Origin of the sequence: Yersinia massiliensis CCUG 53443 (assembly GCF_000312485.1) — a bacterium.
In the GTDB taxonomy this organism is placed as follows: Bacteria; Pseudomonadota; Gammaproteobacteria; order Enterobacterales; family Enterobacteriaceae; genus Yersinia; species Yersinia massiliensis.
The window spans coordinates 212143-237526 of the sequence record NZ_HE997648.1 but is presented as its reverse complement, the minus strand read 5'-3'; the positions used below and the strand labels follow the sequence as shown (position 1 = coordinate 237526).

Below are 25384 nucleotides of genomic sequence, written 5' to 3'. Positions count from 1 at the left end.
ATCCACATGCTGACAGACAAATCTTCATTTACCCTACATTTTAAGTTTGGATATCTTACACATGAAAAAGCAACTGATTGGTCTGACTGTTTTATCTTCTCTGGTTTTGGGTATGACTGCAGCACATGCCGCTCCTCCGACAGCTGAGTTGAAAGTTATCGGTACACTGACTGTTCCAAGCTGCACCGTCGCTTCTCCAGATGAAGGTGTTTATGATTTCGGTAAATTGTCTTCATCTTTAGTGAAATCAGGGACGGCCACGACTGCGCTGACACCAATGACGAAAACTTGGACGGTGACCTGTGATGCTGATACTTATCTGAACTTCACACCAGTCGATAACCGCGCTGCATCTGCCAGTGCCGTTGCCACCACTAACTTCGGTCTGGGTAACGTGAACACTACCGGCAAAATCGGTTACTACACTGCGTTGATTAAGAACGGCACTGTAGACGGCAAAGCGTCTAACTTGTTCTCTTCTGCATCATCAACGTTTGCAGCAGCAACAACCGCTAGCTTGACCACAGGCTTACGCACAGGTTGGTCATCTGCGGCTAACACCCAGAGCACCGGTAAAGTGTTTGTGGCTGATATCACAGTGAGCCCAATTTTGGCTGGCACCACCACGATGGGCGGTCCAATCACGGACGATGCAGAGCTTGACGGTTCAATGACCATGAACTTCGCTTTCGGTATCTAATTACCGCGAAGATAAATTAATAGTGGATATATATTAATAGTGAATACGCGTTAATCGTGAATATATATTAATAGTCAATAAGGGTCGGAATATTATTTCGACCCTTATTTTTTGTTTTGGTTTTATTGATAACACCATTCTGTTTACACAAATAAAAGAGCCCCCACCAATGCTGATAGGCGTGAATTTCCGCCCTAATATCGAGGATAGCTGATTCGCGATGGAGGTAGGGCAAACTGATATCCACCTCCCGCTTTTTTCGTCACTCGGATTCATCAAAAAAGATAATTTCTAAGCATTAAATTCACAATTAACACATTGATAATAATGGATTTAATAAGATAAAAATTTCGTAGGAATATTCTTACATCAAGTCCACTTCCATTCCGATATACGTTCATGCCTGATTACGGTTTAATCACCCCAATGAAATAATCCGATCTGGATCATGTTTCAGTGAAACTCAACATAGAGTTTACATCGACATGCTGACAGGCGAACCATCACTTCACCCTACATTTTGATTTTGGATTTCTTACACATGAAAACGCAATTGATTGGTCTGACGGTTTTAGCTTCTTTGGTTTTAGGCATGACAGCGGCTCATGCTGCGCCGCCAACGGCTGAGTTAAAGGTCAAAGGAAAGCTAAGTGTACCAACCTGTACTGTCATTTCCCCTGATGCAGGTGTTTATGATTTGGGAAAAATTTCAGCGTCCCAAGTTAAATCTGGCACAGCAGTTACCACCCTGACACCAATGACAAAAAGCTGGGTAGCCACCTGTGACGCCGAAACATATTTAAATTTGACGCCAACAGATAATCGTCGCGATAGCAGAAGTGATGCCTCTAGTGCATTGTATTTTGGCTTGGGCAACATCAACAACACAGGAAAAATTGGTTTCTATACTGTAGAAATGAAAAACGCAAAAGTTGATGGGCTCTCGAGTCTTGTTTTCTATAAGAACGGCTCTGCAGGCGCATTTACTACCGTGAGTTCAGCTAATTTCCAACAAGGTTATATGTTTGGTTGGGCTGAAACGACCACCACGCAAAAAGCCGGTAAACTTTTCACTGCTGATATGGTTGTTAGCCCAACACTCGCGGGTACAACGACAATGGGTGGCCCTGTCACTGAAAATGCAAATATTGATGGTTCAATTACCATGCAGTTTGCTTTCGGCATCTAATGAGTACAACGCTAGATTAACAGCGTGACGTCAGATGAATGGCATAAAGTCAGACTAATAGAAAATAAGGGCCGGAATCATATTTCGGCCCTTATTTTTTTGAGATGATCGCTGGCGTTTAGGTTGGCCAATAAAGAACTAACACATCAAAATAAGCGAAAGTTTAAACGACTGCCGGTGGCTTAGCTTTCATATCCAGCGGCAATGGAATATAGGCACGAATCCTCAGCCCTCCGTGCTCACTGGTACCGATTTCCAATGAACCGGCGTGCGCATCAATAATCCGTTGTACAATCGCTAACCCTAGCCCAGTACCGCTGGTGCTACGGGCGCTATCGCCACGAACGAAGGGCTGGAAGAGATGTTTTAACTCTTCTGGCTTGATACCAGGGCCATCGTCTTCGACTTGGAACCAAGCTCGCTGTAGCTCAGTGCCGCTGCTCACTTTTATCCAGCCATTACCATAGCGAGCCGCATTCACCACCATATTTGTCAAAGCACGCTTAATCGAAAGTGGGTGGATATCCACCAGCACCTCACCCGCGCAGAGATCGGTTTCAATGACTCGCTCATAGCCGCTTTCTGCCGCGATGACCTCACCTAGTACTGAATTGAGATCGCTCGGTTCTGTCGGCATCTCCTGTCCAGTTCGCAGATAATCGATGAACTGCTCAATAATCGCATTGCACTCTTCAATGTCTTTATTGATCGACTCCGAGAGGTAACCATCGGCTTCACTCATCATCTCTGTTGCCAGACGAATACGGGTCAAAGGCGTACGTAAATCATGGCTCACCCCCGCCATCAGCAAGGTCCGGTCATCTGCCAGCAGCTTCACACCGGCCGCCATCTGGTTAAACGCTCGCGTTACCGACCGCACCTCGGAGGCACCATACTCACGCAATGGCGGCGGAATAATCCCCTTACCGACCTGTAATGCCGCATGTTCCAGCTCGACTAAGGGCCGATTCTGGATGCGGATAAATAACCAAGCTCCGCCAACTGCCAGTAACATAATGGCAAGGGTATAACGGAACAGTGGCGAGAAATCGCCTTGATGGATCTCCGTTAACGGTACCCTCACCCAGATATCGGGTGACAGCCACGTTTTGAGCCAGACAACCGGTGAATTTTTGTTAACTTCGACCCGAACATCGGTTGGCCCCCCCAATTGCTGGGCCATTTGGTCACTGAGAAATTTGTAATGCTGTGCCCAACGCAGGCCACTTTCCTCTGCCGCGGCATTGGTATAAAGCGAAATCCCCAATTCACGGTAAATCTCACGCCGAAACGCCGGCGGAACTTCCAGTAGCGTGCCATCTTCCAGTTGCAGCCGGTCAGTCATCAGCATACGAACTTCATACGCCAACACTTTGTTGAACTGCTGCAAGCTCGGCAAAATAGCAAAGTTCAGTACCACCAAATAGGTTGTGACCAGACTGACAAACAGCAAGGTCACAATCAATAATAAGGTACGGGCAAACGAGCTACGGGGAGAAAAGCGCCACCGTCTCATGCTTTACTGCCGTCCGGTACAAAGACGTAGCCCAAACCCCATACGGTTTGGATATAACGTGGGTGAGCGGGGTCTTCTTCCACCATACGGCGCAAACGCGAAATCTGAACGTCAATAGAGCGTTCCATCGCACTGTATTCACGGCCACGGGCCAAATTCATCAGCTTATCGCGGGATAACGGCTCACGAGGATGGCTCACCAAGGCTTTCAGCACAGCAAATTCACCGCTGGTCAGTGGCATAGGCTCATCTTCACGGAACATCTCACGTGTCCCCAGATTCAGTTTGAACTTACCAAACGCAATCACAGCTTCTTCTTGCGACGGTGCGCCCGGCAATTCATTCGCCTGACGGCGTAAGACAGCGCGGATACGTGCCAGCAATTCACGTGGGTTAAATGGCTTCGGAATATAATCGTCAGCGCCAATTTCTAGCCCAACGATACGGTCAACTTCTTCCCCTTTCGCCGTCACCATAATGATCGGCATTGGGTTGCTTTGGCTACGCAGGCGGCGGCAGATAGACAGGCCATCTTCACCCGGCAACATCAGGTCAAGCACCATCAGGTGGAAAGACTCACGGGTCAGCAAGCGATCCATCTGTTCAGCATTGGCGACACTGCGCACTTGGAAACCTTGCTCTGTTAGATAACGTTCCAACAGCGCACGTAGGCGCATATCGTCATCAACGACCAGAATCTTGTGATTCTCTTGCATTTTATTACTCCCAAAGGCCGTATTGCCCGAATCTGTACATTGTTAGAAATACTGACTTCATACCCTCAATCATTCGCGTTGCAAAAAGGCGGCAACTGAGCGAATTCACGGGAGCTTGCATCGGCAGATGACTGGCATGAACGGAGGCAGCCAACGCCTATGCAGCTTGAAGTATGACGTGTATTACAGACAGCGATTTATGGTATACATTCTAGTCGAAATTGTTACAAAGCTTATTGTTGTGCCTAATTATCAACACTTTCGTCGAATGGGCGATAGCGAATCTCTAAAATCCAATAAGTCGCCTCACCATTTGGTGTTTGAACGGTGACCTCATCATCCACCTGTTTACCAATCAATGCGCGCGCAACGGGCGAATCGATAGAAATCCATTTTTTGGCGGGATCGAACTCATCCGGCCCAACCAAACGGAAGATACGCTGTTCTTCAGCTTCGTTCTCTACCCGCACCCACGCACCAAAAAAGACTTTACCTTCTTGACGAGGATCGGGGTCGACCACTTTCAGCACCTCAAGGCGCTTCGTCAAAAAGCGCACTCGGCGATCAATTTCACGCAGCCGCTTTTTACCATAGATATATTCGGCATTTTCCGAACGGTCACCCATGGCAGCGGCTTCTGATACCGCTTGTGTGACCACTGGCCGCTCTTCTCGCCACAGATAATGCAGCTCACGATCCAGCGCTTGCCAGCCTTCACGGGTAATATAGTTACTTTTAGCCATAAAATTATCCAATTATCCCTTTGGCACAGAGACCATTACTATACCCTAAGTTTCTACCGATAAGTTCACGTTAGCTCAAGCTCGATGACCACTCGACTGGCATTTTATCTGGGCAATCCGTATAACTATCCTCTGCCATTTCCCCTATTCACTACTGAACTGATATCAGACTTATGAATGAACAACTGAGCCGCATTATTGCAAGCGAAATTCAGGCCCGACCGGAGCAAGTCAGTTCCGCGATTAGCCTGCTAGATGAAGGTAATACCGTGCCATTTATTGCGCGGTACCGTAAGGAAGTTACCGGCGGGTTGGATGATACCCAATTGCGCCAGTTGGAAAGCCGTTTGGGTTATCTGCGTGAACTCGAAGACCGCCGCCAAACCATTCTTAAATCCATCGAGGATCAGGGCAAACTCACTGATCAACTTGCGGGTGCCATCAACGGCACAATGAGTAAGACTGAGCTGGAAGACCTTTATCTTCCTTATAAGCCAAAGCGCCGCACCCGTGGGCAAATTGCGATTGAAGCCGGTCTGGAGCCATTGGCGGACAGCTTATGGCAAGACCCGCAGCAAGACCCTGAACAGGTTGCGCTGGCTTATATTGACGCTGAGAAAGGTGTTGCAGACACCAAAGCTGCACTGGATGGCGCACGTTACATCTTGATGGAACGCTTTGCCGAAGATGCGACCTTGCTGGCAAAAGTGCGCCAATATTTGTGGAAACAAGCACATCTAGTGGCAAAAGTGGTGGAAGGCAAAGAGCAGGAAGGCGCTAAATTCCGTGATTACTTTGATCACCACGAGCCTATCGCTCAAGTCCCTTCTCACCGTGCATTGGCGATGTTCCGTGGCCGCAATGAAGGCGTGTTGCAACTCGCGCTCAACCCTGATCCTCAATTTGATGAACCCCCTCGCGAGAGTCAGGGCGAACAAATCATCATCAATCATCTGGATTTGCGGTTAAATAACGCCCCAGCCGATGCTTGGCGTAAAGCCGTGATTAACTGGACTTGGCGTATCAAGGTGCTGATGCATCTGGAAACCGAGCTAATGAGTACCCTGCGCGAGCGGGCCGAAGACGAAGCCATCAATGTATTTGCCCGTAATATGCAAGATTTGCTGATGGCAGCGCCTGCGGGTATGCGCGCGACAATGGGCCTTGATCCTGGGCTACGTACCGGCGTGAAAGTGGCCGTGGTAGATGCGACCGGCAAACTGGTCGCTTATGACACCATCTATCCTCACACTGGGCAAGCCGCCAAAGCCGCTGCTGCCGTCGCCGCCCTGTGCATCAAGCATCAGGTGGAATTAGTGGCTATCGGTAACGGCACCGCATCACGGGAAACCGAGCGTTTCTTCACTGAGCTGCAACAGCAGTATCCGGCCGTCATCGCACAAAAAGTGATCGTCAGTGAAGCAGGAGCATCGGTTTACTCCGCATCTGAACTGGCGGCGTTGGAATTCCCAGACTTAGATGTTTCAATCCGTGGCGCGGTCTCGATTGCCCGTCGCCTACAAGATCCATTGGCAGAGCTGGTCAAAATTGATCCGAAATCCATTGGGGTCGGTCAGTACCAGCACGATGTCAGCCAAAGCCAACTGGCGAAAAAACTGGATGTCGTCGTCGAGGACTGTGTGAACGCCGTCGGTGTGGATTTAAATACCGCATCCGTGCCATTACTGACTCGCGTCGCCGGTTTGACCCGCATGATGGCGCAAAACATCGTGAACTGGCGTGATGAGAATGGCCGCTTCCATAACCGCGAGCAATTACTGAAAGTCAGCCGCTTGGGGCCAAAAGCCTTTGAGCAGTGCGCGGGCTTTTTACGTATCAATCATGGCGATAACCCGCTGGATGCCTCAACCGTGCATCCTGAAGCTTATCCCGTGGTCGAGCGCATTTTGGCTGCGACCGAGCAAGCGTTGCAGGATTTAATGGGTAACTCGCCAGCACTGCGTAACCTTAACGCTCGCGATTTCACAACCGAACGTTTTGGTGTGCCAACCGTCACCGATATTCTGCGCGAATTGGAAAAACCTGGCCGAGATCCACGTCCTGAGTTTAAAACGGCGACCTTTGCCGAAGGCGTTGAAACGATGGAAGATCTGACGCTGGGTATGATCCTCGAAGGTTCCGTCACTAACGTGACCAACTTTGGTGCCTTTGTCGATATCGGCGTACATCAGGACGGCTTAGTCCATATCTCGTCTCTGGCAGATAAGTTTGTCGATGATCCGCATAAAGTGGTGAAAGCCGGTGACATCGTCAAAGTGAAAGTCATGGAAGTTGATTTACAGCGTAAGCGTATTGCGCTGACCATGCGCCTTGATGAGCAGCCGGGTGAAAGTGGTTCACGTCGTGGTGGTGAGAACCGCACCACCACTCAAAATGACAACCGTGGCGCAAACCGGCCGCGCGGTAATAATGAGTCAAATCATCGCCCGCCAGCAAAAGGCCGCGCCGAGAGTAGCTCAAATGGCAACAGCGCCATGAGTGACGCTCTGGCAGCCGCATTTAAAAAGCGCTAGTGGTTAATGTCGGGATGATTAACCGGTTATCGAAATAACTGACTCACTCCCCAATATTAGATGTCCATCTGATATTGGGGAGTTTTTTATCTCTAAACACCGCTGGTGTCGCAGACACAAAAAATAACAAATCCGTTTTAGGGTGATATTAAAAATATGATGCGTGATAGGAAGGAGTTGACTTTAACAATCGATTTAACAAAGTTATAAATTAATTAAAAATTACCATTAATTTATAATTAATTACGCCATCAGATACCGCCCTCATTAAAATACGAATGTTATTTGATTCAAGTCATGGTGAATCGATTATGTTACTTATGCGTATTTTACAGAACAAGCAGGCCGTGATAGAAACATACAGTTAACTGATTTAACTCATCATTCTCATTTGCGATCGCGCTAATTTGGTGGTAAAACAAGCACAAAATCAGAATCATTCATTCTAAGAATAGAATTGTTACTAATACTTACTTTTGAGTATTTTGCCTTAGTTGAATATGAAAATGATTATTACTATCATTATCTCATCCATTAGTTTTTAGACTAATATTACTCTGAGCTTTACTCTGAACTCTGGTACGCCAATTAAACGATAATTCAAGAGGCTCCTATGCATCTTATTCCACAGCGTTCCTATAAAATCGTGGGTTTCTCACCTGAGATCAGTCCAGCTTATCGGCAGAAACTATTATCGCTGGGTATGCTACCCGGTTCTTCATTTAATGTTGTTCGCCTTGCGCCTTTAGGCGATCCCATTCAGATAGAAACCCGTCGGGTTAATTTGGTGGTACGTAAGAAAGATTTAGACCTGCTAACGCTGGATCTACAACCCTAAATCCCCAGTGTCCGGCCTATTCTTTCCGTCAAGTGGCGTATGAAAACGCCTTGCCGCAACTTCATTTACTGATATTACGTTGGACCATGAAAGCACTCACAATCGGCCTGATCGGCAATCCTAACGCGGGTAAAACCACGCTTTTCAACCAATTAACCGGCGCTCGTCAGCGCGTGGGGAACTGGGCAGGGGTCACCGTTGAGCGCAAAGAGGGGCATTTCACTACCGCGCAGCATCAAGTCACTTTGGTTGACTTACCGGGCACTTACTCTCTGACCACCATCTCAGAACAGACTTCATTGGATGAGCAAATTGCTTGCCACTATATTCTGAGTGGCGAAGCTGACCTACTGATCAACGTGATTGATGCCGCGAATCTTGAACGTAATCTCTATCTCACACTGCAATTGGTCGAGTTAGGCATCCCCTGCATCGTGGCACTCAATATGCTGGATATCGCCAAAAGCCAGCATATCGATATTGATATCCCTGCGTTATCTCAGCAACTAGGCTGCCCGGTCATTCCGCTGGTATCGACCCGCGGGCAGGGTATTAACGAATTAAAAACCGGTATCGATACGCTTCAACCCGCCACCTACAGGGCATTGGTTAACTATCCGTCCGCACTCCTCGCAGAAGTGGATAAGTTGGTACAGGCGATGCCTGAATCTTGGCCCACTCAGCAACGCCGCTGGCTGGCCCTGCAAATACTGGAAGGCGACATCTACAGTCTGGCCCGCGCAGGCATTGCCCCCTCTCAGGTTGAACAAGCACGGCTTCATTTGCGAGAAAGCCAGCACGAAGATCCAGAACTGGTGATTGCCGATGCTCGCTACCAAAGCATTGCTCGCATCTGTGATATCGTCGGGAACTCGCAACAGGCTGAACCTAACCGCCTGACTCTGGCGCTGGATAAAGTGATCCTCAATCGCTGGTTGGGTGTGCCTATCTTCCTGTTTGTGATGTATTTAATGTTCGTTTTAGCTATCAATATTGGCGGTGCGTTGCAGCCCATATTTGATATCGGCTCCGCCGCCATCTTTATTCAAGGGCTGCAATGGGTCGGTTATACCCTGCATTTCCCTCAATGGCTCACTATCTTCCTTGCCCAAGGTGTCGGAGGCGGGATTAACACCGTGCTGCCACTCGTTCCACAAATTGGCATGATGTACCTGTTCCTCTCGTTCTTGGAGGATTCCGGCTATATGGCCCGCGCTGCTTTTGTGATGGACAGATTAATGCAAGCGCTGGGGTTACCGGGTAAATCCTTCGTGCCGCTCATTGTCGGCTTCGGCTGCAATGTGCCCTCGATCATGGGCGCACGAACACTGGATGCACAACGTGAACGCTTAATCACCATCATGATGGCGCCTTTTATGTCCTGTGGGGCGCGGCTGGCGATTTTTGCCGTCTTTGCTGCCGCCTTCTTTGGTCAAGACGGTGCCAGTATCGTTTTCTCTCTTTATCTACTCGGCATCGTCGTCGCTATCCTCACTGGATTGGTGTTGAAACACACCATAATGCGGGGCGAAGCCTCCCCCTTTGTGATGGAACTGCCGGTTTACCACGTACCTCATCTGAAAAGCTTGTTATTACAAACGTGGCAGCGACTGAAAGGCTTTGTCCTGCGGGCAGGGAAAGTCATTGTTATCGCCAGTATCTTTATCGGCGGGCTGAATAGCTTTTCTTTCAGTGGCAAAGCAGTGGATAGCATCAACGATTCGGCGCTCGCCTCTGTCAGCAAGGTCTTGACGCCGTTACTCACCCCGATGGGTGTTCATAGCGATAACTGGCAGGCAACCGTCGGATTGGTGACCGGTGCCATGGCAAAAGAAGTGGTGGTCGGGACACTGAATACACTCTACACCGCAGAGCAGATCAAAAATGAACCCTTTGATGCTGAGAACTTCAACTTATTGAGTGAGCTGGCTGGTGCGGCTGAAACCACATGGCAGGGCTTAAAAGAGACCTTTAGTCTCAGTGTGCTATCGAATCCAATTGAAGCAAGCAAAGGCGAAGGTGAAATGGCCGCAGGTTCGATGGGCATGATGAGCAGTAAATTCGGCTCGAGTATTGCGGCCTATAGCTACCTGATATTCGTGCTGTTGTATGTGCCCTGTGTCTCCGTTATGGGGGCTATCGCACGGGAAACTAGCCGTGGCTGGATGACCTTCTCGATTCTTTGGGGGCTGAATGTGGCTTATTCACTGGCGACCCTGTTTTATCAGGTCGCGACTATACGCGAGCATCCACAACAAAGCCTGACCATTATTGCCTTAGTGATTGTGGTAAATGTACTGATTATATTTGGCCTACGCCGCGCACGCAGCCGAGTCACCATGAGATTACAAAACAGCACGCCGGCCAGTTGTTGCCAAAGTAGCGGTAATGACTGCCATTAGTGAGTGATAGGCATGACTCACTGACTGATCACGATAACCAGATGTATTACCGAGATAAAAGGAGGGGCTATGGCAAGTTTGCTGCAATTACGCGATGCAATCGCCCTCAGTGGCAATGTGGGGGCGGCTCAGTTAAGTCAACAATTGGCGACGCCTTTGCCCTTGATCGAGGCAATGCTGGACAGGCTGACAGCGATGGGCAAAGTTGAGCGTATTGAGTTAGATAACAGTGGGTGTCTGACAGGCAGTTGCAAAAGTTGCCCCGAAGGAAAGAATCAGTGCCATACCGTGGTGTATCAGTTAAAAGATCAACATTAGCACTGGAACAGGATGCCCTAATGGGCATCTCTGACGGCTGGCAAACACCGATGACTCGATCGTGAACGGTGAGGACAGGCAGAGGAGTAAAGCGTCCGCGCCAAGGATGGCGCGGCTCGAGCCATCAGGGATGATTTTACGGCGTCTTTACGATCTGCTTGTCCTCTCCACAATGAGTTCTTTGTCTGCTATCTCATGCTAGGCATTGACTATTTATACACATCAGCCGTGGCATCAAACTTTTTCTTTTCGCGCTCGGAGGTAATCACATAGTATTTACCCCCCTTCTCATCAGCCAATCTTGATAATTCTTCTTTCACGTCCATGGGTGATGTTGCCTCACCGGAACTTGAGATTGTGCCCACTTTCTCATACTTTGCTGCTTCTTCTTTGGTGATTTCTTCCGCCGCCATCGCGCCAAATGAAATCCCCGACACCACCAGAGCTATTGTTAAATTTTTCAATAAATTCATGCCAAATACCTCGTCAATGAATGGGTCATGCCAGTAAGGCAGTTTTAATTATTAAGCAGATTTAATATTTAGCCATTTATATGACGAAATATAATCCATTCATTTGCCTAGTTAGGCTGTCATGAGACTAGAGAAATGCCCAATCAATCAAGGTGTCATTTGGCGTTTTAGCGCTGATTTTGTTGCGCGAACGTAATAATCAAATTAGAAAAATCATCAGGATGGGAGACAAAAGGCGCATGTGCCGCCCCCTTCATCACCACCGATTGCGTGAGCGGCCATTCACTGTCGAGCAAAAAGGCGACTTTGCGTGGTACCAGCCCATCCAGATACCCGTAGATACGCAAAAATGGCAGTGAACATGTCGCCAGCGCGTCGCGCAAATCCGTGGTACGTAGAATTTCCAGCCCACCGGTGAGCACCGGCACCTCCGGCATCTGATGTTGCAGCACCACCGCTTTCAATAAGCGGGCATCCTGCCGCGCGCTTTCGGTTCCTAATGTTTGCAATGCCAAGAAACGCTCAACCGTGCGCTGGAAATCTTCACTGAGCTGCTGCTGGAAGCCTGCTAGCACTTCTGGGCGGATACCGGGCCATTCGTCATGAGCCGTGAAACACGGAGAGGAAGAAACGGTGATCAATCCTGCCACTCGCTCCGGATGGCTCAACGCTATCTGACTGGCCACCAGCCCCCCCATTGACCAGCCCAGCCACAACGCTTTTTGTGGGGCTTGTTGCAAGACAATGGCAGCCATATCAGACAGTGACATCGCACCAAAATCTTTGCTACGGCCATAACCGGGCAGGTCCACGAGGTGCAGGCGAAAATGCGGAGTGAGTCGATCAATAATGCAATGCCAGACTTCGGCATTCAGCCCCCATCCGTGCAGCAACACAAGATCGCGATCACCTTCACCGCAGATGTTCCAATAAAGTTGTTTCATACGCTAATATCCCGTCACCTTAATCTTGTCGGTTATCTTGCCTGATCCGATGGCTTAACGGAATGAGCGCAGTGAATGCAGCCAACAACCCCGCAGCCTCAAGGACGAAGGAAACCTCCAAAGTCATTGCCGTTGCAGGTAGGTGGCCAGTGAACGCATCCCGATGAGCTGACCCTCGTCAGTGATTCGGGTAAGTGAATACAGCCAACAACCCTGCAGCGTCAAGGACGAAGGAGAAACGTATCAACAGCCACTGCTGGCTCTGCCACCAACCCCTCCACCGCGCCAGCCACGGCATCTGCTGCTACTGCAACCGCCATTTGCCTAAGTTGCCGCCTTGCTGCCCACGCTGCGGCTTACCCAGTGCTAACGCTGAACGTCCTTGCGGCCGCTGCCTAAATAATCCCCCCGATTGGGAGAGTATTATCTTTGTTAGCGATTATGCACCTCCGCTAAAGGGGCTGATTAAAAAACTCAAATTTAGTAGCTACACCCAACTGGCACCGGCTTTGGCACGCCTATTTCTATTGCGTTGGCTTGATGCCAAACGCCGTGGCAGGGTGATTAAACCGGATCGCATTATCAGTGTGCCATTACACCGTTCTCGCTGCTGGCGGCGCGGCTATAATCAAGCAGACCTCTTAGCGCGGCCATTAGCTCACTGGCTTAACTGCCACTATAGCAATATGACCTTACAGCGCGTCCGTGCAACGCCTCCCCAGCAACAACTCAGCGCCACAGCACGACGTCAAAATTTGCAGGGGATCTTTCGTTGCATGACGCCCATTCGAGGCCAACACATTGCCCTGCTGGATGATGTTGTGACGACGGGAAGTACGCTGAATGAGATTGCCACGTTATTATGGGCTGAGGGGATTGCCTCATTGCAGGTTTGGTGTATTTGTCGAACCTTGTAGTCACCCTAACAATGGGCGTATTATAGCCGACAAGCGTAGTCAACTATTGAGCAGATGCCATGATCACAATAACAGATGCAGCACAATCTCATTTTGCCAAACTGTTGGCAAATCAAGAAGAAGGCACCCAAATCCGTGTATTTGTTATCAACCCCGGTACACCAACCGCTGAGTGCGGCGTGTCTTATTGCCCGCCGGATGCCGTTGAAGCCACAGATACTGAACTGAAATTCGAACAGCTATCAGCTTATATTGATGAGCTGAGCAAACCTTATTTGGAAGATGCTGAAATCGATTTCGTGACCGACCAGCTCGGTTCTCAGCTCACCCTGAAAGCCCCGAACGCCAAAATGCGTAAAGTGGATGACAATGCGCCGCTAATGGAACGGGTTGAGTATGTCCTGCAATCGCAGATTAACCCGCAATTAGCGGGTCACGGTGGCCGTGTCACCTTGATGGAAATCACCCCTGATGCCTTGGCTATTTTGCAATTCGGCGGCGGTTGTAACGGGTGTTCTATGGTCGATGTCACGCTGAAAGAAGGCATTGAGAAAGAGCTGTTGCAGAAATTCCCAGAATTGAAAGGGGTAAGGGATTTGACCGAGCATCAGCGCGGCGAACACTCTTACTACTAATACTTGGCGTTCTTGGTACGACAGTCATCATAAAGGGGGACATCTCCCCCTTAAAACTACTGCCACCATCCCAATGATTCAGTCTAGAGCGGTGAGGGCAGGCAGAAGAGTAAAGCGTCCGCGCCAAGGATGGCGCGGCTCGAGCCATCAGGGACGATTTTACGGCGTCTTTACGATCTGTCTGTTCTCTCAGCTAGCTATACGCACATTGTCATAATCACAAGGGGGATTTCTCCCCCTTATCGTCACTCAGAATCACTCAAACCTTACCCCGCGGAAACATTTTTGCGGCGCTTATCCAAATCCTTCAGTAACCGATTAACGTGCTCGTCAGCAAACATCTCTTCCAGCGTCACCGTTAATTTACGTCGCCAATTGGGATATTCATCACTGGTGCCAGGAATGTTGACCGGCGTCGCCATATCCAACCAATCTTCTGGCTGCAACCCCAATAATGCACTGGCACTGTCAGCGACATAACGCTGTAACCCACGGTTGAGCACCGGACTCATCGCCAGTAACGAGGCTTTGTGACCCACCTTTTTTGGCACGCAATCATAATGATGCAACCCTTCCAACAACCCTTGCTTCGCCCGCTCTCTATCGAGATAAAGCTGCTTCAAGATCTGTTGGTCCGGATATAAGCCCAGCTTATTGCCTAAAGTCAGATCATCCGCTTGCCAATAACCTCGCAGTGTCGGCAGGTCATGAGTCGTGATGGTCGCCATCGCTTGCACCGGATACGACTGCGGCGCACGGAAGATATTCTCACTATCATGCTCAAAATAGAGCACCTTATAGGAATACACCCCGCTATCGCGCAACTTACCGATAATCTCAACCGGTACGGTGCCTAAGTCTTCACCAATCACCATGCAATGATGACGCTGGCTTTCTAGCGCCAATATCGCCAACAAATCATCAACGGGGTATTTAACGTAAGCCCCCTGATCTGCTGTGCGCCCGTATGGGATCCACCACAAACGCAGTACCGCCATCACATGGTCAATTCGCAGCGCACCACAACTGGTCATATTGGCCCGCAGCAAATCAATAAACGGCTGATAGGCGCGAGCAACCATGACGTGCGGGTCCATTGGCGGCAACCCCCAGTTTTGGCCGAGTGGCCCTAAAATATCGGGCGGCGCACCCACGGATGCTTTCAGGCAATATAGCTCACGATCACACCACGTCTCAGCGCCACCTTCCGCCACACCCACCGCTAAGTCACGGTACAGGCCCAGCGGCATTTTACGCGCCTGACTCTCACGGAAGCAGCGATCAAACTGGCTGGCAGCCAGCCACTGTAGCCACAAATAGAAGTTCACGTCATCGCTGTGCTTATGGCAGAAATCAGCCACCGCGCTACTGTGCCCATCACGATATTCAGCAGGCCATACCGGCCAGCCCCACATCATCGGATCATTCTCACTCAAATGTGCATGTAGGGCATCAAAAGCAGCCTGTTGATACAGGCTCCTACCGCCTTGCTCCACAAACTGATGGAATGCTTGTACCCGCGCATCTCTCGTTTTACGCGCGGTAAACAAAGGAAACGCCAAGCGCAGAGCCGTCAATTTCAGCCGCATCACTTGGGTATAATCCACCCATTCATTGGCGCGACTCTCTGCCAAGGCACTTTGTGTCTCAGGTTGATGCCACCAGCGTTGCGCGGCTTCACTGTGCTGAAACTCATCCACGGCATTGACGTCGATATAAATCACATTCAGCCAGCGTCTAGATGACGGGCTATAAGGGCTAGCACTGTGCGGATTAGCCGGATAAAGCGCGTGAATCGGATTGAGGCCAATAAACGCACCACCCCGTTCCCCAACCTGCTCCAACATCTGGGCTAAATCGCCAAAATCACCAATACCCCAATTGCGTTCAGAACGCAGGGTATACAGCTGCACGCAAGCTCCCCAGAGCTTTTTCCCGGCCAATAACGCATCCGGTTCATAACAACGCTTCGGCGCAACAATAACCGAGCACTGCCACTGCTGTAAGCCTTGCTCCAGCATCAAACGGTGATAGCCCAATGGCAAGGATGTCGGCAATGTCAGTGTTTTATTCGCACTGATACGCCCTTGATGTAGCTCACCTTTCTCTGTCTGTAACTGCCAGTGATAATCGCCTGAACCCGCCATTGGCAGTGGCATCGGACTGCCAAAAGTAAATACTTTTACAACCGGTAATGGTGCTTTTTCTGTCTGAGTAACAGGAGGCGTAGTCATACGCCCCATGGCCGCCAACAACTGCTGCTTGGTTTCCGGCAAAATGGCCTGCGGCTTACCATGAGCATTAATATAGCTGGCGGCAATCCCTGCCAGTGTCGCTGCTTGATCGAGCGATTTACGATCCATGCAGTCTTCTCCTTAACGTTTGGCTTGCCAGATCCGCGCTTGATAGTCGCGAATAGAACGGTCAGAACTGAACATCCCTACCCGGGCAGTGTTAAGAATGGCACGACGGGTCCATTCATCCTTATCGCGGTACAGGGCATCAATTTGCTGCTGTGCCTGACAATATGAAGCAAAATCAGCCAAGACCAGATACGGATCTCCCCCTTCCAGCAGGCTATGCAACATCATGTCAAATGCGTGCTTATCACCTTGGCTGAATGCCCCACTGGCCAGCTCATCCAGAATACTTTTCAGGTGCGCATCAGTTTTCAGGTATTTTTGTGGCTTGTAACCCTTGGCTAAAATGGCTTTTACTTGCTCCACCGTGTTGCCGAAAATAAAGATATTCTCATCGCCCACTTGCTCGGCAATCTCGACGTTTGCCCCGTCGAGTGTCCCCACAGTTAACGCCCCATTGAGCGCTAACTTCATATTACCCGTCCCAGATGCTTCTTTACCGGCAGTCGATATTTGCTCAGACACATCCGCTGCGGGGATCATCAATTCCGCAACCGAAACACGATAATCAGGGATGAACACCACTTTTAGGCGATCTTTAACGATCGGATCGTTATTGATCTTGTCCGCTGCTTGATTTATCGCATAAATAATATTTTTGGCCAAATAATAACCCGGCGCTGCTTTTGCCCCAAACAGGAACACACGCGGCGCAATATCTAGATTCGGGTTATCGCGAATCTGGCGATAAAGCGAAAGAATATGCAGCAGATTTAGATGCTGGCGCTTATATTCATGCAACCGTTTGATCTGCACGTCAAAGATGGCGTCCGGATTAATGGTCAGCCCCATCACACGCTTAACATATTCAGCCAGCTTAACTTTGTTGTCATATTTGATTTGCTGATAACGTTCGCGAAATGCTTGGTTATCGGCATAAGACTCAAGCCCAGCTAATGCATCCAGATTATTCGCCCATTCTACTTTTAGTGTGTCATCAATCAGGCCAGACAATGCTGGGTTACATTGCTTCAACCAACGGCGCGGCGTAATACCATTAGTAACATTGTGGAATTTATTTGGCCACAATTCGTAGTATTCAGGGAACAAATCTTTGATAACCAGATCGGAGTGCAATTGCGCAACACCGTTAACAGCGAAGCCACTGACCACGCACAGATTGGCCATACGCACCTGTTTGTTATGGTGGACGGCCAACTTGGCCCAAACCTCGTCATTACCCGGCCACTGCTTATCAACTAACTTTTTAAACTGCGCATTGATCTGTTTGATGATGACAAAATGGCGTGGCAACAAGCTGCGCACTAATTTCTCATCCCAACACTCAAGGGCTTCTGGCATCAAAGTGTGGTTGGTATACGCAAAAGTTTTACTGGTGATAGCCCAAGCGGCATCCCAACTGAGTTGATGTTCATCAAGCAGTACGCGCAGCATTTCAGGAATGGCGATCGTTGGGTGAGTATCGTTAAGCTGAATGACCTCATAATCCGGCAATTCAGCCAATTTACGGCCCGCCAGATGATGCTTACGCAGAATATCCGCCACCGAACAGGCGCACTGGAAATATTGCTGCATCAAGCGCAAGCGCTTACCCGATAAATGGTTATCGTTCGGATACAGCACCTTGGTGAGTTTTTCTGCCTCAACACCGTTTTGTTCAGCCAGCAAGAATTTTCCATCATTAAATTTTGTTAAATCAAATGGATGCTGATGGGTCGCTTGCCATAGACGCAGAGGCTGAGTGACGCTATTGCGATAACCCAACACCGGTAAATCCCATGCTTCACCGCGTATAGTGAACGCCGGACGCCATAACTGGCGGCCATCGGCTTGCTTTTCCAGCTTGCCGCCAAAACCAACATCGACCGCTAATGCGGCATTGTGGCGGAACCACGGATAGCTCTCCCGCTGCCAATTATCAGGGGCTTCCTGCTGCTTGCATTCACTGAATGACTGGCGGAACAGACCATATTGATAATTCAAACCATAGCCGGTGGCAGGCTGCTCTACCGTCGCCATTGAATCCAAGAAACACGCCGCCAAGCGCCCTAGCCCACCATTACCCAATGCGGGGTCGGTTTCCTGCTCCAACAAGTCGCTCAGGCTAATCTGCTGTTCAGCCAGTAGGGCTTCCACTTGGTCATACCAACCCAGATTAATCAGGTTGTTTGCCGTTAAGCGGCCAATGAGAAACTCCATCGAAATGTAGTTAACGTGGCGCTGTACTTTTTTGGCTTTTGCGGGTGCTGGCTGTGCAGAGAGTTGTTCGGCTAACGCTGCACTGACCGCTTCCCACCATTGGTGTTGGGTCATTTGCTGAGCAGAAGTTAAACCGAAGCGCTGCCACTGGCGGGTCAGTGCAGCCAGGAAATCGTCCTTTTTGAGCATAGGCTGTGACATAGGGAAGTCTCTATCCTGTGAATGGAGTAATTTTACCCTTATCCTGCCAAGTCGAATGGGCAAGGGCATCATCCTGCCGGAGGATTAGCTGGGGATGAGTCGCAGGGCGTAGCTAAAATTGTGATCCGGTGCAACTTACAGCCATAGGAAACATTAACTCTATTGCAATAATATGGCGGTTGTCAGACCTTAGCAGTGCTGATTAATTACGAGGCTAAAAATAATTACTCTTATGAATGCCTGTAACATCTCATTACAAATGGACTTATTAATCGTCAGGATTTCTTCCCACCGGACCGTTTTTAAACCGGACACAGCATGCTGATCCCATCAAAACTGAGCCGCCCGGTACGGCTACAAAATACCGTGATACGCGATCGCCTATTGGTCAAATTATCAGGTGTGGCGAATTACCGCCTGACTTTAATCAATTGTCCGGCGGGGTACGGTAAAACTACGTTGATCGCGCAGTGGGCCGCTGACCAATCTTGTCTCGGTTGGTACTCTCTGGATGAAAGTGACAATCAGCCAGAACGTTTTGCTACCTATCTGATTGCAGCAATACAGTTGGCAACCGGTGGCCATTGCAGCAAAAGTGAAGCCCTTAGCCAGAAACATCAATATGCCAGTCTGTCTGCGCTGTTTGCGCAATTATTTATCGAGCTGTCTGATTGGGACGGTCCGCTTTATCTGGTCATCGATGATTACCATCTCATTGCCAATGACGCCATTCATGAAGCAATGCGCTTTTTCTTGCGCCATCAGCCGGAAAATCTCACGCTGATCCTGCTATCGCGTACCCTGCCACCATTGGGTATCGCTAACCTGCGAGTACGGGATCAATTGCTCGAACTGGGCATGCAGCAGTTGGCATTTAATCATCAAGAAGCGCAGCAATTCTTCGATTGTCGACTGTCTACACCGCTGGAACAGGGGGATAGCAGCCGTCTATGTGATGAAGTCGAAGGCTGGGCAACCGCGTTACAACTGATTGCATTGTCGTCTCGTCAGCCCAATTCTTCTGCGCAAAAATCCGCTAAACGTCTGGCAGGGCTGAATGCTAGCCACTTGTCAGACTATTTGGTTGATGAAGTGTTAGACCAAGTCGATAGTGATGCACGTGCATTCTTGCTGCGTTGCTCGGTATTACGTTCGATGAACGATGCGTTGATCGTGCGCCTGACGGGAGAGGATAACGGCCAACAAAGGCTGGAAGAACTAGAGCGCCAAGGGCTATTTATTCATCGCATGGACGATAGCGGCGAATGGTTCTGTTTCCACCCCTTATTTGCCAGCTTCCTACGCCAACGTTGTCAGTGGGAACTCGCGTTAGAGCTACCAGAGTTACATCATGCCGCCGCTGAAGGTTGGATGGCACTGGGTTACCCCGCAGAAGCAATTCATCACGCCTTAGCCGCTGGCGATGTCGGCATGTTACGGGATATTTTGCTACAACATGCGTGGACGCTGTTTAACCACAGCGAGCTCGCGCTACTGGAACAGTGCCTCGTTGCCCTACCCTATTCGTTATTGGTACAAAATCCTGAACTGGCCTTGCTGCAAGCTTGGCTGGCACAAAGCCAACACCGCTATGGCGAGGTGAATACGCTGCTAGAGCGCGCTGAATCAGCGATGCAGGAACGTAAAATTCCTATCGATGAAATTTTGCGGGCTGAATTTGATGCACTACGTGCTCAGGTGGCGATCAATGACGGTAAGCCGGACGAAGCGGAAAAACTGGCCACCGAAGCCCTGAAATATTTGCCGATGGCGAACTTCTACAGCCGAATAGTGGCGACCTCTGTCACCGGCGAAGTCCATCATTGCAAAGGGGAATTAAGCCGTGCGCTGCCCATGATGCAGCAAACAGAACAAATGGCACGTCGCCATGAGGCTTATCACTATGCGCTATGGGCGCTGCTACAACAGAGCGAAATTCTGATTGCTCAAGGCTTTTTGCAAGCGGCCTATGAGACACAAGATAAAGCCTTCGAGTTGGTCCATGAGCAACATCTAGAGCAGTTACCGATGCATGAATTCCTGCTGCGCATTCGCTCTCAGGTATTGTGGTCGTGGTCACGGCTGGATGAAGCAGAAGAAGCCGCGCGCAAAGGTATTGAAATCTTGGTGAATTACCACCCGCAACAACAGTTGCAGTGTCTGGCAATGCTCGCGAAATGCTCATTGGCTCGCGGGGATTTGGATAACGCGAATATGCATCTCCAACGTTGTGAAGCACTGCAACATGGTAGCCAATATCATCTCGACTGGGTGACCAATGCCGATAAGCCGAGAGTGATTCACTGGCAGATGACCGGCGATAAAGCCGCTGCGGCAAATTGGCTGCGTCAGGCTGAAAAACCGGGTATGGCCGATAACCACTTTTTACAGGGCCAATGGCGTAATATCGCCCGAATACAAATTATGTTGGGCCGTTATAATGAAGCGGAAGTGGTGCTAGAAGAGCTGAATGAAAATGCTCGTCGTTTGCGCCTAACCAGCGATCTCAACCGTAATCTACTGTTAAGTAATACACTTTACTGGCAAACCGAGCGTAAAAGTGAAGCTCAGAAAGCACTAATTGAATCACTGTCACTGGCCAATCGCACCGGCTTTATCAGCCATTTTGTGATTGAAGGTGAGGCTATGGCACAACAGTTGCGCCAACTGATTCAATTGAACGCGCTACCTGAACTGGAGCAATTTCGCGCCCAACGGATCCTGAAAGACCTGAATCAACATCATCGGCATAAATTCGCCCATTTTGATGAGATCTTCGTCGATAAGTTACTGACTCACCCGCAAGTGCCTGAATTGATCCGTACCAGCCCACTGACCCAACGTGAATGGCAGGTATTAGGGCTTATTTACTCTGGCTACAGTAATGACCAAATAGCCGGTGAGCTAGATGTGGCCGCCACGACCATAAAAACCCATATCCGTAATTTGTATCAAAAGCTCGGCGTTGCTCATCGACAAGAAGCAGTACAGCAAGCACAGCGCTTATTACAGATGATGGGCTATGTTTAGTTAGCCGCAGGGTGAAATCACCCTCTCTTAACTTTCCATTTTAAGGCTACGCTGACAATGTTCGCGTAGCTTATTAATGTTAAATATCGTTTGATTCACTAGCGCCGACTCTATTTCCGCCTCTTTTCCTGTGAAAATTTGAGGTTTATCTCTTAAGTGATTAATAACATGTTCAACATAATTAATTTTTCCTTCGGCATCATTTGGAGATTGAGACATCTCGTTGATCATACTCTGTTTTATTGAGTTTAAGTTTTCTTTGATCAACACAACTTGCTGATTTTCAAACTCGTCATCGACTTCATTGACTTGCAGTTGCTTTGCCTCCTTCAACGCATTACTCACACAACTATTAATATATTGGCTACTCTCCTCTTCGGTTTTCGTATTAACATTCATCACTCTAAATATTTCATTTACATCAATTAGCCCATTAATTTTTTTAATTTCATCATAGACCTCACCAATAAACTTATATCTCTCCACCCTATTATCATATTTATCTTTAACTAATATTGAGTTGAGATCAGCATCAATTTGTTCAAATAATGTCGTCATCTCATGATACGGACAACTCGTGTAATAATAATTAATCTTCATATTTTTATGTGTTAATGCGATTAACTCATGGCCATCATCTCTGATAGGAATTTCCAACCGAGAATCACCATCATAAGACAAAATGAATTTTTCGAATTTAGCCTCTTCATTTTTAATATTAACCATAATTTTTGCATTATATTTCATTGTGCTATATTCAGGTTCTTTTGAGCATGTGCCTATTATGGTATTGAGTTCGCGATTGACTGCACCTCCAAACACACTTTCTTCATTATTTTGATAAATAACATCATTTTTAATAAAATTGATTTCATCGCTGCACGTACCGGTATCTTTCTTTTCTATCACTTCAATAACATTTATTTTTGAATTGTTGATTTTCTCTTCGTCCCAAGGCGTTAACCAGCAAGAGTCAGGTGTGATTTCTAGGCGTTTATCATTGCAGCATATTTCTACACTTTTGAATTTTCGATCACTGTCTTCATAACGAAAGTAAACTACAATATTATTCTTTATCTCTTCAGGTAAGATTTTTTCAAAAATACCTAATAATTCAACTGGACTATGCGCCAGATGATTTTCATGCATAAATTCGTTTAACTTAGCCAATGCTTGGCCTTTTGTTTCATTGCTAAGTATCATTCTGAAAAAATCAAAGATTTTGTCCATGATGGAAAGATTAGCATTGAATTGTTCGGGTTTGCTTTGCAGAGAATCTAAATCATGGCAGCTTAATTTATGGCTAGAAAAATATCCTGTTGTGATATCACCCATCGGAAACACTCCTTTTTTGTTTCGTCTGAGTTTATCGCCCCTCCTCTAAACGAATCTTTTATATTACCGCTTATTTTATCTTGAATAGGATACAAATATCCTTACATAAGTTGTTGGTTTTTGTCCGTCAAAAATCGCTTACAATAGCGCATTAAAATTATTCATCTGCATCGGGATTTAAAGGCGTTATGGAACAGTTTGAAACCATCAGTGTTGAACAGGCGTACACTCGCTTAAAAGAAAAGAATGCCGTATTGGTCGATATTCGCGACCCACAAAGTTACCAAGCCGGTCATGCACCGAGTGCGTTTCATCTCACCAATGACAGCTTGCATACCTTTATGCAGCAGACCGATTTCGAACAACCGGTCATGGTGATGTGCTACCACGGCAACAGCAGCAAAGGTGCTGCGCAATACTTGCTCCAGCAAGGTTTTGAAGCGGTTTACAGTATTGATGGGGGTTTTGAAGCCTGGGCCAGATGTTACCCGCAAAACGTGGAGTTCGCCGGTTAGCTAATACTCTGCTGATTGTGATATTTTTAATCGCCTTAATCGCATTTATAAGATTTATCACCTCACCTTAGAATGAAAAATATGATTCGAGTGATAGCAATATCTAATCTACGTCTGGCACAAGCCTTTGTTGATTACATGGCCACCCGCAATGTGGCACTGGAAGTACGCCCTGATACTCAGGGTGCTGAAATTTGGTTGGCCGATGATGAGCAATTGCCACAGGTGCAGCATGAACTGGAACAATTCTTACTTGATCCGCTGAACCCGCGTTATCAGGCCGCCAGTTGGCAATCTGGAAATTTACACACTAATTTGCCTTATCAGCGTTTTTCCTATCTTCAGACGCTGCGCAGTCAGGCAGGACCCTTGACGTTGGCCGTGTTAGTGCTGTGTATCGCCATCTATATTCTGATGCAGATCTTCGGCGATTACGCAGTAATGTCTTGGCTCGCCTGGCCTCGTGATAGTAGCCAATATCTGCAAATCTGGCGTTGGGTCAGCCCTGCCTTCCTCCATTTTTCACTACTGCATATCCTCTTTAATTTGATGTGGTGGTGGTATTTGGGCGGGCAGATGGAGAAACGACTTGGCACCGGTAAGTTGCTGGTATTAACTATTGTTTCTGCTTTATTTAGTGGCTGGGGGCAATCACTATTCAGCGGCGTGAATTTTGGTGGTCTGTCTGGTGTGGTCTATGCCTTAATGGGTTATGTTTGGCTCACTGGCGAGCGCGCACCCGAGCGTGGTATTTCGCTCCCCCGCGGCTTGATGGCGTTTTCTGTTCTCTGGCTGATTGCCGGATATTTCGATATTTTAGGGTTATCGATTGCCAATGCCGCTCATGTCTCTGGTTTGATTATTGGGCTATTAATGGCATTCTGGGATACACGCGCGAGCGTAAGAACCGCACAATAACTGCCTGGAGCAACCAGGCGCATTAGGGGATTATCGTGAAGCAAACGCAGCGGCATGATGCGATTATTGAATTGGTACGCCAGCAGGGTTACGTCAGTACTGAAGAGTTAGTGGAACATTTTACCGTTAGCCCACAAACCATCCGTCGCGACTTGAATGATTTGGCGGACCAGAACAAGATTCACCGTCACCACGGTGGTGCCGCGTTACCGTCCAGCTCGGTCAACGCCGCCTATCATGATCGTAAAGTGATGTGGTCAGAAGAGAAAGCCCGTATTGCCCAACGTGTTGCCAGTCAGATTCCAGATGGCGCGACATTATTTATTGATATCGGTACCACGCCAGAAGCCGTTGCCCACGCGTTGATGAACCATAAAGGCCTGCGGGTTGTGACCAACAACCTTAACGTCGCAACGTTGTTGACCGCCAAAGAGGATTTCCGCCTGATTTTAGCAGGCGGTGAAGTGCGCACCCGCGATGGTGGGATTATCGGTGAAGCGACATTGGATTTTATCTCCCAGTTCCGTCTTGATTACGGCATTCTCGGTATCAGCGGCATCGATATGGACGGTTCGCTGTTAGAGTTTGATTACCATGAAGTGCGCACTAAGCGGGCGATTATCGAAAATTCCCGTTGCGTGATGTTGGTGACTGACCATTCCAAGTTTGGCCGTAATGCGATGGTGAATTTGGGGAATATGAATTTGATTGATTATCTGTTTACGGATCAGTTGCCGCCAGCAAGCGTGATGAAGATTATTGAGCAGCATGAGGTTCAATTGGAGTTGTGTTGAGGGTGAGGACTAGATCTCGTTTCGGTTGATAGGCGTTCAGTGGTGACCTTATCTCTGATGCTTAAACAGATGACTGGATCTGGTTT

The 25384-nt window shown here is 48.5% G+C and carries 20 protein-coding genes; 12 read left to right on the top strand and 8 right to left on the bottom strand.

From position 1 onward, the window contains the following. Window positions 1-61 precede the first annotated feature (61 nt). Together BN68_RS19120 and BN68_RS19115 are read left to right on the top strand one after the other, a co-directional pair. Window positions 62-700 (top strand): DUF1120 domain-containing protein, encoded by a 639-nt coding sequence (locus tag BN68_RS19120; RefSeq protein ID WP_019212797.1) that lies wholly within the window; start codon window positions 62-64, stop codon window positions 698-700. 541 nt (window positions 701-1241) lie between these two features. Then, complete coding sequence (locus BN68_RS19115; protein WP_019212796.1) at window positions 1242-1889, top strand: DUF1120 domain-containing protein; 648 nt, start codon at window positions 1242-1244, stop codon at window positions 1887-1889. A 163-nt stretch (window positions 1890-2052) separates the two neighbouring features. Here the strand turns inward: BN68_RS19115 and envZ are convergent, their stop codons facing one another. The 3 genes from envZ to greB all read right to left on the bottom strand — a co-directional run bounded on the left by envZ (window position 2053) and on the right by greB (window position 4864). Then, complete coding sequence (envZ, locus tag BN68_RS19110; RefSeq protein ID WP_019212795.1) at window positions 2053-3405, bottom strand: two-component system sensor histidine kinase EnvZ; 1353 nt, start codon at window positions 3403-3405, stop codon at window positions 2053-2055. Then, window positions 3402-4121 (bottom strand): osmolarity response regulator transcription factor OmpR, encoded by a 720-nt coding sequence (gene ompR, locus BN68_RS19105; protein ID WP_004709363.1) that lies wholly within the window; start codon window positions 4119-4121, stop codon window positions 3402-3404. Before ompR ends, envZ begins: the two co-directional genes overlap by 4 nt. A gap of 245 nt (window positions 4122-4366) precedes the next feature. Beyond that, a complete protein-coding gene (greB, locus tag BN68_RS19100) occupies window positions 4367-4864 on the bottom strand; it encodes a transcription elongation factor GreB (RefSeq protein WP_005271660.1) in 498 nt (165 codons plus the stop codon). A gap of 173 nt (window positions 4865-5037) precedes the next feature. On the opposite strand from greB, the gene BN68_RS19095 reads away from it, so the two are divergent. The 4 genes from BN68_RS19095 (at window position 5038) to BN68_RS19080 (ending at window position 10956) form a co-directional block, all read left to right on the top strand. Beyond that, entirely contained in the window at window positions 5038-7398 is a 2361-nt protein-coding gene (locus tag BN68_RS19095; protein WP_019212794.1) for a Tex family protein, read from the top strand. 613 nt (window positions 7399-8011) lie between these two features. Further along, entirely contained in the window at window positions 8012-8236 is a 225-nt protein-coding gene (gene feoA, locus BN68_RS19090) for a ferrous iron transporter A (RefSeq protein WP_019212793.1), read from the top strand. A gap of 86 nt (window positions 8237-8322) precedes the next feature. After that, complete coding sequence (feoB, locus tag BN68_RS19085) at window positions 8323-10638, top strand: Fe(2+) transporter permease subunit FeoB (RefSeq protein ID WP_042806996.1); 2316 nt, start codon at window positions 8323-8325, stop codon at window positions 10636-10638. A 69-nt stretch (window positions 10639-10707) separates the two neighbouring features. After that, window positions 10708-10956: a FeoC-like transcriptional regulator gene (locus BN68_RS19080; RefSeq protein ID WP_019212791.1), complete on the top strand. Its 249-nt coding sequence runs from the start codon at window positions 10708-10710 to the stop codon at window positions 10954-10956. Between the two features lie 209 nt (window positions 10957-11165). Here BN68_RS19080 and BN68_RS19075 read toward each other — a convergent pair whose 3' ends face one another. Further along, window positions 11166-11429: a YdgH/BhsA/McbA-like domain containing protein gene (locus BN68_RS19075; protein ID WP_019212790.1), complete on the bottom strand. Its 264-nt coding sequence runs from the start codon at window positions 11427-11429 to the stop codon at window positions 11166-11168. Window positions 11430-11596: 167 nt separating this feature from the next. Continuing rightward, a complete protein-coding gene (gene bioH / locus BN68_RS19070; protein WP_019212789.1) occupies window positions 11597-12373 on the bottom strand; it encodes a pimeloyl-ACP methyl ester esterase BioH in 777 nt (258 codons plus the stop codon). 194 nt (window positions 12374-12567) lie between these two features. On the opposite strand from bioH, the gene gntX reads away from it, so the two are divergent. Then, a complete protein-coding gene (gntX, locus tag BN68_RS19065) occupies window positions 12568-13290 on the top strand; it encodes a DNA utilization protein GntX (protein WP_231294050.1) in 723 nt (240 codons plus the stop codon). A gap of 59 nt (window positions 13291-13349) precedes the next feature. Next, complete coding sequence (gene nfuA, locus BN68_RS19060) at window positions 13350-13925, top strand: Fe-S biogenesis protein NfuA (protein WP_005159611.1); 576 nt, start codon at window positions 13350-13352, stop codon at window positions 13923-13925. Window positions 13926-14191: 266 nt separating this feature from the next. On the opposite strand, the gene malQ is transcribed toward nfuA, so the two are convergent. Both malQ and malP read right to left on the bottom strand, forming a co-directional pair. Further along, window positions 14192-16288, bottom strand: coding sequence for a 4-alpha-glucanotransferase (malQ, locus tag BN68_RS19055; protein ID WP_019212786.1), 2097 nt, complete (start codon window positions 16286-16288; stop codon window positions 14192-14194). A gap of 12 nt (window positions 16289-16300) precedes the next feature. Beyond that, window positions 16301-18706 carry a maltodextrin phosphorylase gene (gene malP, locus BN68_RS19050; protein WP_019212785.1) on the bottom strand — a complete coding sequence of 802 codons (2406 nt, stop codon included), beginning with the start codon at window positions 18704-18706 and terminating at the stop codon, window positions 16301-16303. Between the two features lie 318 nt (window positions 18707-19024). Here malP and malT point away from each other — a divergent pair, with 318 nt between their 5' ends. Continuing rightward, window positions 19025-21736 carry an HTH-type transcriptional regulator MalT gene (gene malT, locus BN68_RS19045; RefSeq protein ID WP_019212784.1) on the top strand — a complete coding sequence of 904 codons (2712 nt, stop codon included), beginning with the start codon at window positions 19025-19027 and terminating at the stop codon, window positions 21734-21736. Between the two features lie 27 nt (window positions 21737-21763). Here malT and BN68_RS19040 read toward each other — a convergent pair whose 3' ends face one another. Continuing rightward, window positions 21764-23071 carry a hypothetical protein gene (locus tag BN68_RS19040; protein WP_019212783.1) on the bottom strand — a complete coding sequence of 436 codons (1308 nt, stop codon included), beginning with the start codon at window positions 23069-23071 and terminating at the stop codon, window positions 21764-21766. 188 nt (window positions 23072-23259) lie between these two features. Here BN68_RS19040 and glpE point away from each other — a divergent pair, with 188 nt between their 5' ends. From glpE to BN68_RS19025, 3 genes are all read left to right on the top strand, one after another. After that, window positions 23260-23586, top strand: a complete 327-nt coding sequence (gene glpE / locus BN68_RS19035; protein WP_019212782.1) for a thiosulfate sulfurtransferase GlpE — start codon at window positions 23260-23262, stop codon at window positions 23584-23586. Window positions 23587-23667: 81 nt separating this feature from the next. Next, a complete protein-coding gene (gene glpG, locus BN68_RS19030; protein WP_019212781.1) occupies window positions 23668-24504 on the top strand; it encodes a rhomboid family intramembrane serine protease GlpG in 837 nt (278 codons plus the stop codon). A gap of 35 nt (window positions 24505-24539) precedes the next feature. After that, window positions 24540-25298 (top strand): DeoR/GlpR family transcriptional regulator, encoded by a 759-nt coding sequence (locus tag BN68_RS19025; protein WP_019212780.1) that lies wholly within the window; start codon window positions 24540-24542, stop codon window positions 25296-25298. Window positions 25299-25384 lie beyond the last annotated feature (86 nt).